The following is a 12779-nucleotide window of genomic DNA, read 5'->3' as shown; positions in this document are numbered from 1 at the left end:
TATCCTTTAAATTTTATGTTTTTCTGATAAAAAATTTTTTATATAATATTAAGTAGTTATTGTTAAGATTTTAGGATGGTGATCAAATGGAAGTTGGCATATCGACAGCTTGCTTTTATCCGGATTATCTAACAGAAGAAACTATTCCAATCATTGGCAATATGGGCGTTAAAAAAGTTGAAGTTTTTTTAGAATCCTACAGCGAATATGATGAAGACTTTTGCAAAGAGCTGAAAGATAACCTTAACAAATATGAAATCGAGGTTAATTCTATACATGCCATAGGGATGCAGTTTGAACCGCAGCTTTTCTCAGCAACATCGAGGCAAAGGAAGGATGCATCAAAGATGCTCATTAAAGTCTTAAAAGCTGCTAAGATACTAGGTTCAAAGATCTATGTTTTTCATGGACCGGCACTTAAAAAAGATGCACTTCCTAATATAGATTTTGAGAAAATCGCAAAATATACCGATTATATAGCTGATACATCAGGAGAATATGGAGTTAAATTTTCTTGGGAAAATGTTTATTGGTGCTGGTTTTCGTATCCTGAATTTGCCACATCTATAAGACAAGTCACAAACAGCAAAAACATATATTTTACGTTAGACATAAAACAGGCAATGAAAAGCAAGAAAGATCCCTTTGACTATCTTAAAACTATGGGAAAGCAGCTTACAAATGTCCATTTGTGCGATTACGATTTAAGCGGTGAATTGCACTTGCCTGGTAGAGGGAATTTTGATTTTAGAAGACTGTATAAAGAGTTAAAAAATATCGATTACAGAGGATCGCTTATAATGGAGGTGTACAGAAACAATTATAAAGATATGAGAGAAATAGCTGAAAGCATTGAGTATCTCAAAAGTATCTTTGAAAAATATAAATAATACCAGAGGCAAAAATCTTAATGAAGCAATTTAATTATTTTAAAAAGAGGTGTAAACATTGAAAACAAGGGAATATACATTTTTCGGTGGAATACATCCGAGATCTTATAAAGAATTATCTAATAAATATCCCATCGAAGAATATTTGCCTAAGTCACAAGTTATCATACCTTTGCAACAGCATATAGGTGCTCCATGCACACCATTGGTTAAAGTAAATGACTACGTTAAAGTCGGGCAAAAAATCGGTGAAGCGAATGGATTTGTTTCTGCTCCAGTACATTCTAGTGTATCGGGAAAGGTAGTTGCCATAGAAGATAGACCATCATCAAGCGGTAAGCTGGTAAAATCTATTGTTATTGAGTCAGATGGCGAATTTAATTATGATGACAATATTAAGCCAAATGAAGATATAAATAATTTAAAACCAGAAGAAATAAGATATATTGTAAGGGAAGCAGGTATAGTCGGTATGGGTGGTGCCACATTCCCAACTATGGTAAAGCTAAATCCACCTTCAGATAAAAAAATAGACATTGTAATTTTAAATGGTGCTGAATGTGAACCCTATTTGACGGCCGATCACCGTCTTATGCTGGAGAAACCTGTTGATATTGTACATGGGCTTTTAGCAATAATGAAAGCATTAGGGGCATCAAAAGGATATGTTGGGATAGAAGATAACAAACAAGATGCCATAAAGGAAATAAGAAAGGCCTGCAAAGAATATGCGGGTGTGGAGGTCGCCGTATTAAAGACAAAATACCCGAAAGGTTCAGAAAAACACATTATAAAAGCAATAACGGGAAGAGAAGTTCCTTCAGGTAAAATACCGGCAGATGTAGGTGTTGTTGTTGACAATGTAGGAACAGCTTTTGCTATTGCAGAGGCTATAAAATACGGCAAACCACTTATAGAACGTGTTGTCACTGTAACTGGCGAAGGAATCATGACACCAAAAAATCTTCGTGTCAAGATTGGTACACCATTTAGGGAGCTAATAGAATGTTGTGGTGGATTCAAAGGCATTCCAGGAAAAGTGATATCTGGCGGACCAATGATGGGGATTGCACAGTATTCTATTGATGTGCCAGTTATTAAAGGTACTTCGGGAATCCTAGTATTACCGGAAGACAGGATAGCTTTAAAAAATCCCAAACCGTGTATTAAATGTGCAAGGTGTGTAGATGCATGCCCAATGAACTTATTACCACTCTTTATAAGTGCATACTCGCTAAAAAATGATTTTGACAAATGTGAAGAATATCATGCACTTGACTGTATAGAATGTGGAAGTTGTTCTTATGTATGCCCATCCAAAAGGCCGCTGGTTGAATCGATCAGATTGGCAAAGCGTGAGATTCTAAGAAAGCGAAGGAAGTGATTGTGGTTGGAAGTTGATATCAGAATAAGCTAAACTTTATAGAATTTTGTAGGGGGTTATAGAATGGAAGACAAATTATATGTCACATCATCACCTCATTTCAGGTCAGAAGATAGTGTTGAAAGGATAATGCTTGATGTTGTAATAGCTTTAATGCCGGCACTTATAGCAGGTATCGTAATTTTTGGTATTCGTGCGTTATTTATAACGGTATTATGTGTTGCTTTTTCAGTTGCCACAGAAGCAATCATTCAAATATTGACGCATAAAGAGGTAACGATAAATGATTTTAGTGCTGTTGTTACAGGGATACTATTGGCATTTAATCTTCCTGTATCAATACCTTGGTGGATTGCAGCGATAGGCTCTATATTTGCTATAGCAATAGTTAAGCAAGTGTTTGGCGGATTGGGACATAATTTCATGAATCCAGCGTTAGCTGCAAGAGCGTTTTTACTTGCATCATGGCCAGTACCTATGAGCCACTTTACTATTGATGGAATAGCCAGTGCTACACCGCTTGCCATAATTAAAGGTACTGAAGCATCAGGTGAGCTGCCATCTCTTTTCAATATGTTTATAGGCTTAAAAGGTGGTACAATTGGAGAAGTATCAATTTTTGCTTTATTGATTGGTGCAGTATATCTGCTTATAAGGAAGGTAATAACACTTAGAATACCTTTAAGCTATATTCTGACAGTTGCAGTTTTAACATGGGTGCTTGGTAAAAATGGCTTATTTACTGGTGATCCGTTATACCATATAATGGCAGGTGGACTTATTCTTGGTGCATTTTTTATGGCGACTGACTACGTAACATCACCAGTTACGCCTAAAGGCCAGATAATTTTTGGAATTGGATGTGGTATTTTTACTTCAATCATAAGGCTGTATGGTGGATATCCTGAAGGCGTATCTTACTCTATACTTCTAATGAATATAGCTACACCTATCATAGACAAATATACAGCGCCGAAAGTATTCGGGGAGGTAAAAATTAATGAATAGTAAAAATGATATTTTAAAGACAGGTATTATTCTTTTGGTTATTACGGGTATAGCTGCGATAGTGTTAGGTTTTTTCAACTTCATTACTGAAAGACCTATTGCAAAGCAGCTTGAAAACACAAATATGGAAGCAATGAAAGCTGTACTTCCTGCAGAACAATATACAAAACTTGATTTAAGTAAGTACAAATTTAATTTTGATACATCAGGTGACTCAAAATTAACACCAGATTCAAAACTTATTGAAGAAGTAAACGAGGGGAAATCCAGTGGCAATGTCGTTGGATATGTAATAAAAGTTGCACCACAAGGATTTGGTGGTCCTATTGAAGAAATGATAGGAATAGATAAAGATGGCAAAATAACAGGAATAAAAATAGTAAATCAATCGGAGACACCTGGACTTGGTGCAAAATCGGAAGATCCAAACTGGAATAAACAGTATAAAGACAAAAAAGCAGATAAAAATTTGACAGTTGTAAAGACAACTCCAAGTCAGGACAATCAGATTCAAGCGATAACTGGTGCTACAATCACATCAAGAGCTGTTACAAAAGGTGTAAATACAGCCATAGAAGCATACAAAGTTATTGCTGGGTCAAATAAGTGAGGTGTTTTCTATGAGTATATTTAACACATTTAAAAATGGCATATGGAAAGAAAATCCTATATTTATCCAGGTTATTGGCATGTGTCCTACGCTTGCAGTGACAACTGCAGCCGTAAATGGCATAGCCATGGGAATAGCAGCTACATTTGTCCTTTTCTTTTCAAATATATTAATATCTTCATTGAGAAAAGTTACACCAGATAAGATTAGGATCCCGATTTTTATCGTAGTGATAGCTACTTTTACAACTATAATAGGAATGCTTATTAAAGCATTTTCTCCTGATCTTGACAAAGCCCTTGGAATATATATACCCCTTATCGTTGTAAACTGCATGATAATGGCAAGAGCTGAAGCATTTGCATATAAGAATACTGTTTTGCAGTCTGCTGCAGATGGACTTGGTATGGGTTTGGGATTTACATTAGCACTGTTTATATTGGGGTCCATAAGAGAGATAATAGGGAATGGTTCGATACTTGGAATATCACTGTTTGGACCAAATTATCAACCTGCTTTGATATTCATCATGCCTCCAGGAGCATTTATAACATTAGGTCTTCTTCTTGGATTCTTTAGATTAATGGAAGGCGTTCAAAAAAAGAGAAGAGAGAAGGCAATAAAAAAGAAGGCATTGTTGGGAGGTGCATCACATGCTGACAGAGCTTATACTTATACTGATTAGTTCTATACTTGTAAATAACTTCGTATTAGTAAGATTTTTAGGTGAATGTCCTTTTCTCGGTGTTTCAAAAAATGTTGAGACAGCACTTGGGATGGGTATAGCTGTTACATTTGTCATGACAATAGCATCTGCCTTTGCATATATAGTATATAATATGATACTTGTGCCATTAGGCTTATCTTACCTTGAGACAATAGCATTTATACTTGTAATAGCTTCACTGGTACAATTTGTAGAAATGGTAATAAAAAAATCAAGTCCAGCTTTGCATCAAGCGTTAGGCATATATTTACCGCTTATAACGACAAACTGTGCAGTTTTAGGTGTTGCACTTTTAAATGTTCAAGAAAGTTATAACTTCATTGAGGCAGTTGTGAACGGATTTGGTTCTGCTGTAGGATTTACGCTTGCGATTGTTTTATATGCTGGGATAAGGGAAAGGCTAGAACTTGCACCAATTTCAAAAGTGCTGGAAGGATTTCCGATAGCGCTTATTGGTGCCGGCTTAATGTCAATAGCTTTTCTCGGTTTTCAAGGTTTAATATAAAGGAGTGCTTTGAATGAGTGAAATATTGCCATATTTGATATTGCCATTAGCAAGTCTTGGAGGAATGGGCCTAGTATTTGGTATAGTTTTAGCATATGCATCTAAAAAATTTGAAGTCGAGGTTGATCAAAAAGAAGTCGAAGTTAGAAATGCTCTTCCGGGAGCCAATTGTGGTGCATGTGGATATCCAGGTTGTGACGGATTCGCACATGCAGTATCAACAGGTAATGTACCAATAGACGGATGTAAAGTGGGAGGAACATCTGTTGCTCAAAAAGTTGGGGCTATTCTTGGCGTCAAAACAGATGTTAGTAATAAAAGGATGGTAGCATTTGTTAAATGCAATGGTACAAGGAAAAATGCATCAGAAAAATATAAATATTTTGGCATAGATGATTGTAGGTCAGCAGTGCAGTACCAAGAGGGATCAAAAGATTGCCGTTTTGGATGTCTTGGCCTTGGAACTTGTGAAAAATTATGTCCATTTGACGCTATACATGTAAACGGTGATGGAATTGCTGTTGTTGATGAGGATAAATGCACTGGCTGCGGAATTTGCGTAGATGCATGTCCAAAAAATATAATAGAGCTAGTTGATGCGGAAAGTAAGACTAGAGTCATATGTTCTAATACTTATAAAGGTAAAGATGTAAGGCCAGTGTGTACAGTTGGATGTATAGGATGCAAAGCGTGCGAAAGAGCATGTAATTATGATGCTATACATGTTATAAACGATCTGGCGAAAATAGATTATGAAAAATGTACATCATGCATGGCTTGTGTTGAAAAATGTCCTACCGACTCTATATATCCATTTAAGTCTAGTTTAATTGCAAATAAGACAAATGTATAATATTGAATAAGAATTTCTTTAAATGAGGTGTTATGATGGTTGAAAAAGGATGCGTTGCCAATATAAAAGATGGAAAAGCAAAAGTTGAGCTATTAAGAAATGATATGTGCGGGAAATGCCATGCATGTGATATGGGAAGCAATAACAGAATGATGGTTGAAGTTGATGCAATTGATGAATTAAAAGTTGGTGATAATGTTTTATTAGAAATTAAAGAAACTTCAATGTTAAAGGCTACTATGATAATGTATGGCATACCGCTTTTATTTTTCTTTGTAGGTGTGTTTGTTGGTTATGCCATAGCAAATATATTTGGAATAGATAAATTTTCCCAAATGATAGAAGCTATATCGGGACTATTATTTACGGCTATATCATTTATAGGCATTAAATACTATAGTAAAAAGGTAATAAATAAAGAATACAAACCTGTCATTAAAAAAATATAAAATGCGTATGATTCCACTGCAAAACTAATTATTATCTAGTTTTATGCAATTCCAAAATTTGCCTAAATTATTATATTATGAAATATTAAAAATGTTTTATCTAATAATAGATAAAGAAGACTTTTGCAGTGGAATCTCATAATATATTTAATAATTAAAACCTTTTATTTGTGCAACTTAACATTTTTATGATTTGCCAGGCACCATTTGTTTGATTCCGTTAGAATCCAGTGCAATGCCGTAACCGTATGCTAAAGTTGAAAAATTTAATTCAGCCTGTTGCAATGGTATTCCTTTAATTGTGACATTTTTTAATTCGCCTGTTCCTACACCTCTTTTGGCACATTGAAATAGATAATTTACCCCTTGAGGCATGAATCCAAACATTCTGGCACCTACCGTATCAGTTGCTACAGGATCAGTTCCTGCTATTATCATGTTTGCATTGATAGGCTTTCCTTCAGATGGGCCTGTGCCTATCATCGCTTCTTGTCCACTTAAAATCGTAAGATCTATAGAGATTTTTTCTGCCATTGCTCTTATGAAGTTGTGTAGATCATCATGTATCCCTAGGTTTTTTTTGGGAAATCCGTGTATTTCTGCAGGAGGCCAGCTTAAGGCTATGTTTTTTATTCCAAGGGATACAGTCGCTTCCTCGTGTATTTTCATTTGAGTGAATGAAATCAAAACATCCATCTTTTCATAAAGCTCATTTACTTTTGTAGATTTAACAAGGCAATCGTCCAGCAAAAGCTCTACATAAGGTCCATAATTTAAATCCACGAACTCTACGCCTTCTTCTGATATGACTTTATCAATGCCATTATCTGACATGACTTTTGGCGTAGGATCACCGCCAGAACCGGCAGCGATTACTATTCTTCCGGGATTTTTTGATTTTATATACCTGATTAATGCCCTTAATGTATTTGGACCGACTATTGTACCGCTTTGTGGCGGTTTGCTTTTGACAAAATTAGGTGTAATCACAACTGTATTGCCTGCATCTATTAAATTTTGAAGTGGAAGTAAATTTAATGCGTTGTTTAGGTTTTCTATTTCATCAGGTCCTGATGTGATGGAAACTACAGGTTCGACTATTTTTCTGTATCTCATAAAATCACCTCATATATATCTTTTCACATTTAAAAAAAAATAAAAGCTAATTATTACATAAACGGTTCTAAGGAATTTTAATGATTCAACAAATATTTCATTGACATTTAACCATCTGGATTGTATTATATAATTTAACAAATTAATATAATAAACTCTTATCAAGAGTAGCGGAGGGACTGGCCCTATGAAGCTCGGCAACCGGATATCACGGTGCCAATTCCAGCAGCATATCGCTGAAAGATGGGAGCACATTTATCTCTTCTTTTGGCGAAGAGATTTTTTTATTTTTATCAGGAGGGGTTATATTGTTAAATTCAAAAAATTTATGTCAAAAGCTCAATAACCGTGAATTTGTTGTTACTGTTGAGATGTCAACGCCAAAAGGAGCTGATATTTCAAATTCTATTGAAGAAGCAAGAAAATTATATGGGATAGTGGATGCTTTAAATATAACAGACTGTCCTATGGCAAACATGAGGATGAGTCCGATTGCGCTTGCACATCTTCTACAAAATCATCTAAATATAGAAACTATATTCCATCTTACTTGTAGGGATAGGAATCTTATAGGTCTTCAAGCAGAACTTTTAGGGGCATATGCTCTTGGAGTAAGAAATATTCTTGCATTGACAGGAGATGACCCTAAACGTGGAGACGTACCTGAAGCAACTGGTGTATACGATGTGGATTCTATAGGGTTAATTAAGATTGCAAAGTCGCTAAACAACGGTTTTGACTACAGTGGAAACAAACTGGAGTCATCCACAAGCTTTTGTATAGGTACTACAGCAAATCCAAATGATTTAAGCAAAGAATCAATAGAAAAATTAAAGATAAAAATAGAAAATGGGGCATCGTTTATACAGACGCAACCTGTTTATGATGAAAAAATTTTATATAGATTCCTTGATGCAATAAGCAAGTTTGGCATACCTGTTTTAGTAGGTGTTTTACCGCTTAAAAGTTATAAAATGGCTGTCAATTTAAATGCAAAGGTACCAGGCATTGAAATACCTGACTACATCCTCGAAAGATTAAAAAACAACGGAAAAGGCGAAGGACTTAAAATTACAGTAGAGCTTATAAATAAGATAAAAAATCTGGTAAATGGTGTTCATATTATGCCACTTGGGCGGACTGACATGGTCGTCGATATTGTCAACAGTGTAAAAAATATTAAGACAGATATTAAAGAAGTTTTGTAATCACTGTAAGGAGATGTATCAATTGGATATTTTTAAGAATTTAAAGAATGGTGTGATTGTGTTTGATGGAGCAATGGGCACTATGCTTCAAATGAAAGGGCTTAAAACAGGAGAGTGTCCAGAGTACTATAACATTACACACCCAGATATCGTATATGAAATTCATAAATCGTACATTGATGCCGGTGCTGATGTCATCGAAACAAATACATTTGGCGCCAATAGAATAAAATTAAAATCATACAATCTATCAGATAAATTACTTGAAATAGTCAAAAGTGCGGTACATATAGCAAGAAAAGCAGCTGGCAATAAAACGGTTGCCCTTTCGATGGGACCTATAGGGGAACTGATGGAGCCTTTTGGCAAGCTTACATTTGATGAAGCGTATAATGCCTTTTCTGAAGTGGCTGTAGAAGGGGAAAAGGCAGGGGCAGATGTGGCGCTAATAGAGACAATGTCAGACATTTTAGAAGCAAAGGCAGCTATTCTCGCAGTTAAAGAGAATACAAATTTAAAAGTAATATGCACTATGACGTTTCAAGAAGATGGTAGGACACTGATGGGTACAGATCCTGTTACAACCGTTGTGAGTCTTCAAGGATTGGGACTTGACGCTATTGGTGTCAATTGTTCTACAGGGCCTGATATGATGGCTGATATAGTGAAGAAGATGTCGGAAGTTGCGCGAATACCTATTTTGGCGCAGCCCAATGCCGGTATGCCGCATTTAAAGGATGGTAAGACGTTCTACAATGTATCGCCGGAGCAGTTTGCACATCAGTCAAAAAAACTTTTAGAGTGTGGTGCATCTATTGTAGGTGGCTGCTGCGGGACCACTCCGGAATTTATTAAGCTTTTGAAAGCTGAAGTACATGGTGCAGAGAAAAAGTCTGCAATGAAAGAATACACTGCAGTTTCATCAAATACAAAAACTGTTTTTATAGGTGGTAATAATCCAATATGTGTAATTGGAGAAAGGATAAATCCAACAGGTAAAAAGAAATTAAGCGCTGCTATTAAAGATGGGAATTTAAACATTCTTTTTGATGAAGCAAGCTCACAGGAAAATTTAGGCGCCAATGTACTTGATATAAATATTGGTGTACCAGGGATAGATGAAGAGAAGCTGATGCCTTATGTGGTCTCACAGATTCAAAATATTGTCAATCTGCCACTGCAGATAGACAGTAGCAATGTCAAAGCAATAGAAAAAGCAGTAAGGATAGTAAGAGGAAAACCAATTATAAATTCTGTAAGCGCAAAAGAAAAAAGCTTAAAAGAAGTATTGCCAATCGTTAAAAAGTATGGTACTAGCGTTATAGGACTTACAATAAGCGACGAAGGGCTTCCTAGAAATGCGGAGGAAAGGCTTAAAAATGCTGAAAAGATTGTAAAAACTGCATTAGATTATGGAATACCAAAAGAAGATATCATAATTGATTGTATAGCTCTTACTGTGTCGTCTGAACAGACGGCGGCGATTGAAACTTTAAAGGCAATTAAACTTGTAAAAAGTGAGCTTGGTGTAAGCACGATTATAGGACTTAGCAACATATCCTATGGTTTACCTGAACGTTATCTTATAAATACTGCATTTCTTGCTATGGCAGCATCATACGGCCTTGATGCAGTAATAGTAAATCCAAACGATAAAATTACGATGGATATATTAAATGCATCAATGGTTTTGACATCTAGAGATTTAAGATGTGAAAGATATATACAAACATATAAAAAAGATGACAAAATCGGCAATATACCAAATGTAACAATTGAAGATAAATTAAAAAAAGATGCAAGCCAAATTCTTTATAAAAACATACTGGAAGGCAAAAAAGCAGACATAGATAGATTAGTGCTGGAGATACTTAGTGAAGGAGTAGAGCCATTAAGCATAGTAGATAATACGATAATACCTGCATTGAATGATGTAGGGGATAGGTATGACAAAGGAATATATTTTTTGCCACAGCTTTTAAATTCTGCTGAAGTTGTTGAAAGCGCTTTTAAAGTATTAAAAGAAAAGATGCCTAAAGGCATGGGTTCAAAAGGGAAAATAATACTTGCAACAGTAGAAGGCGACATACACGACATAGGAAAAAATATAGTCAAAGTTCTTCTCGAAAATTATGGGTACGAGGTAATAGATCTTGGGAAAGACGTGAAACCATCTACTATAGTTGACGAGCTGAAGCGGACAAAAGCACCGCTTGTAGGGCTTAGTGCCTTAATGACAACTACCCTTAATAACATGGAAAAGACGATTAAAATATTAAGGAAGGAACATGATGTAAAAATCATGGTTGGTGGTGCTGTGCTTACTGAAGACTATGCGATGAAAATCGGCGCAGACTACTATGGTGCAAATGCGCAAGAAGCTGTAAGGATAGCTGATAAAGTGTTTAATGAATTAAACAAAGAGTAAAAGCCGGTGGTTCCGGCTTTTTTAAAATATTTTTTTGCAATTTAGATGTTCTCTTACCTTATCTAAAGTTTCACCAAATCTTTGGAAGTGCACAATTTCCCTTTCTCTTAAAAATCTCAACGTATCTTTTACACAAGGGTCATCTGTAAGATTTATAAGGTGCTCATACGTTGCTCTTGCTTTTTCCTCGGCTGCCATGTCTTCATGTAGATCTGCGATTACATCACCTTTTGCTTGAATGTATGCCGCAGTCCAAAGCATACCTGTTGTATCGCTGTAGAAAAGTGCCCTGTCGTGCTCTGTGTACTGTTCTCCAAGACCTTCTCTTTTAAGCTCTTCAACCGGGACGCCTTTTAAAAGTTTGAACACCATTGTAGCAATTATTTCCAGATGTGCAAATTCTTCGGTAGATATGTCTGTCAATGTTCCCTTTGCTTGACCAGTCGGCATTGTATATCTTTGCGTTTGATACCTAAGTGCTGCAGCTAATTCGCCATCAGGTCCTCCATACTGTGCTATTAAAAATTTAGCCATTTTGATATCTGGCTTACATACATTTGCAGGATATTCTAATTTTTTTTCATACACCCACATAGTATCACTCCTTAATACTGGATTTCCCAAGGCCATGGGTCGTCTACCCATCTAAATCTATTGCACTGTACAGGTGTTTCGCCGAAAGACATCAGTGGACCGTAAAGCTGCTCATATTGTGCTTTTAATGATTTTGACTGTTGGCTATAATAGTTGTAATCTTTTAATGCTTTTTGATCTTCAGGATGTGTGTCAAGGTAAAGATTTAAGTCTATACACGCAAAGTCTATTTCCATTATTTTTTTAATCAATGCCACTTGATTTGCATCCATTATTAATACCCCCTCATCCTCTCTTCGATATACGGTTTATCCAACTCTGGAAATATTGTACCCCTCATAAGGCCTTGTTCAGGCGGATATGCTGATATATATTTCTGCATTGGTATATATGCTTCGGCTAAGCTTTTTTGTCCTGCGTCAAAGTTTTGTATATAAAATCCGTTATACTCATACATATCTATGACCCCCATTTAAAGTTTTCAATATATAATATTCATAAATATATATTTGTGTGATAACATGCGTATGTAGATTGTTTTGACTTTTCTATGTAATAGCACAATCCTTGCAAAGATACTTACCAATGGTACTTAAAGAAACTAAGGAAAGATATTCATTAGTACTAATACCTATTGAACCGCTGTATACCGAACGGTACGTACGGTGGTGTGAGAGGACGTTAAATAAAATAATTATTCAGCTCCTATTCGAATGATTTTTATCTATTGACACGTGTAATATACACGTGTTATGATATAATTATCAGGAGGAAGGGAAATGAAACCCAAGGAATTAATAAAAATGCTTCAGAAGGAAGGATGGATAGTAAAAAATCAGAGAGGTTCTCATGTACATATGATACATCCTTCAAAGCCAGGCAAAATTCAAATTCCATATCACAACAAAGACTTAAAGCCTAAAACATTGAATTCAATCCTAAAGCAAGCAGGGTTAAAATAAAAGATCCTGCTTGCATAAAAGGTTAATATAAAATAAAAATATAAG

15 protein-coding genes and 1 riboswitch are annotated in these 12779 nt (G+C 35.6%); of the genes, 11 read left to right on the top strand and 4 right to left on the bottom strand.

Annotation, left to right across the window (positions count from 1 at the left end):
- Window positions 1-86 precede the first annotated feature (86 nt).
- The 8 genes from Q2T46_RS03845 to Q2T46_RS03810 all read left to right on the top strand — a co-directional run bounded on the left by Q2T46_RS03845 (window position 87) and on the right by Q2T46_RS03810 (window position 6426).
- Complete coding sequence (locus Q2T46_RS03845; protein WP_303264188.1) at window positions 87-890, top strand: sugar phosphate isomerase/epimerase; 804 nt, start codon at window positions 87-89, stop codon at window positions 888-890.
- Between the two features lie 58 nt (window positions 891-948).
- The gene (rsxC, locus tag Q2T46_RS03840; RefSeq protein WP_303264189.1) at window positions 949-2274 is read left to right on the top strand and encodes an electron transport complex subunit RsxC; all 1326 of its coding nucleotides are present in this window, start codon (window positions 949-951) and stop codon (window positions 2272-2274) included.
- A 63-nt stretch (window positions 2275-2337) separates the two neighbouring features.
- Window positions 2338-3282: an RnfABCDGE type electron transport complex subunit D gene (locus Q2T46_RS03835; RefSeq protein WP_303264190.1), complete on the top strand. Its 945-nt coding sequence runs from the start codon at window positions 2338-2340 to the stop codon at window positions 3280-3282.
- Window positions 3275-3892 carry an RnfABCDGE type electron transport complex subunit G gene (locus Q2T46_RS03830; protein ID WP_303264191.1) on the top strand — a complete coding sequence of 206 codons (618 nt, stop codon included), beginning with the start codon at window positions 3275-3277 and terminating at the stop codon, window positions 3890-3892. The genes Q2T46_RS03835 and Q2T46_RS03830 overlap by 8 nt, the downstream gene beginning before the upstream one ends.
- A gap of 10 nt (window positions 3893-3902) precedes the next feature.
- A complete protein-coding gene (gene rsxE, locus Q2T46_RS03825) occupies window positions 3903-4577 on the top strand; it encodes an electron transport complex subunit RsxE (protein WP_303264192.1) in 675 nt (224 codons plus the stop codon).
- Window positions 4546-5124, top strand: coding sequence for an electron transport complex subunit RsxA (gene rsxA, locus Q2T46_RS03820; RefSeq protein ID WP_303264193.1), 579 nt, complete (start codon window positions 4546-4548; stop codon window positions 5122-5124). The genes rsxE and rsxA overlap by 32 nt, the downstream gene beginning before the upstream one ends.
- 13 nt (window positions 5125-5137) lie before the next feature.
- Entirely contained in the window at window positions 5138-5977 is an 840-nt protein-coding gene (locus Q2T46_RS03815; RefSeq protein ID WP_303264194.1) for an RnfABCDGE type electron transport complex subunit B, read from the top strand.
- 35 nt (window positions 5978-6012) lie between these two features.
- Window positions 6013-6426: a SoxR reducing system RseC family protein gene (locus tag Q2T46_RS03810; RefSeq protein WP_311062337.1), complete on the top strand. Its 414-nt coding sequence runs from the start codon at window positions 6013-6015 to the stop codon at window positions 6424-6426.
- Window positions 6427-6612: 186 nt separating this feature from the next.
- On the opposite strand, the gene Q2T46_RS03805 is transcribed toward Q2T46_RS03810, so the two are convergent.
- Window positions 6613-7542, bottom strand: a complete 930-nt coding sequence (locus Q2T46_RS03805) for a DUF362 domain-containing protein (protein ID WP_303264196.1) — start codon at window positions 7540-7542, stop codon at window positions 6613-6615.
- Between the two features lie 155 nt (window positions 7543-7697).
- A riboswitch (SAM riboswitch) is annotated at window positions 7698-7792 on the top strand.
- 58 nt (window positions 7793-7850) lie between these two features.
- Between Q2T46_RS03805 and Q2T46_RS03800 the strand changes: the two genes are divergently transcribed.
- A complete protein-coding gene (locus Q2T46_RS03800) occupies window positions 7851-8750 on the top strand; it encodes a methylenetetrahydrofolate reductase (RefSeq protein ID WP_303264197.1) in 900 nt (299 codons plus the stop codon).
- Window positions 8751-8772: 22 nt separating this feature from the next.
- Window positions 8773-11178 carry a homocysteine S-methyltransferase family protein gene (locus Q2T46_RS03795; protein ID WP_311062336.1) on the top strand — a complete coding sequence of 802 codons (2406 nt, stop codon included), beginning with the start codon at window positions 8773-8775 and terminating at the stop codon, window positions 11176-11178.
- Between the two features lie 21 nt (window positions 11179-11199).
- On the opposite strand, the gene Q2T46_RS03790 is transcribed toward Q2T46_RS03795, so the two are convergent.
- From Q2T46_RS03790 to Q2T46_RS03780, 3 genes are read right to left on the bottom strand one after another with little or no spacing between them, the layout of a single operon-like run.
- Window positions 11200-11772, bottom strand: coding sequence for a manganese catalase family protein (locus Q2T46_RS03790; RefSeq protein ID WP_303264199.1), 573 nt, complete (start codon window positions 11770-11772; stop codon window positions 11200-11202).
- Between the two features lie 11 nt (window positions 11773-11783).
- Complete coding sequence (locus tag Q2T46_RS03785) at window positions 11784-12044, bottom strand: spore coat protein CotJB (protein WP_303264200.1); 261 nt, start codon at window positions 12042-12044, stop codon at window positions 11784-11786.
- Window positions 12045-12046: 2 nt separating this feature from the next.
- Window positions 12047-12229: a spore coat associated protein CotJA gene (locus Q2T46_RS03780; protein ID WP_303264201.1), complete on the bottom strand. Its 183-nt coding sequence runs from the start codon at window positions 12227-12229 to the stop codon at window positions 12047-12049.
- A gap of 322 nt (window positions 12230-12551) precedes the next feature.
- Here Q2T46_RS03780 and Q2T46_RS03775 point away from each other — a divergent pair, with 322 nt between their 5' ends.
- Complete coding sequence (locus Q2T46_RS03775) at window positions 12552-12734, top strand: type II toxin-antitoxin system HicA family toxin (protein ID WP_209452616.1); 183 nt, start codon at window positions 12552-12554, stop codon at window positions 12732-12734.
- The last annotated feature ends 45 nt before the right edge of the window (window positions 12735-12779 follow it).

Origin of the sequence: Thermoanaerobacterium sp. CMT5567-10, from assembly GCF_030534315.2 — a bacterium.
Lineage (GTDB): Bacteria > Bacillota > Thermoanaerobacteria > Thermoanaerobacterales > Thermoanaerobacteraceae > Thermoanaerobacterium.
Note: the sequence above shows the minus strand (reverse complement) of the source record. Positions and strands in the feature narration are given on the sequence as shown.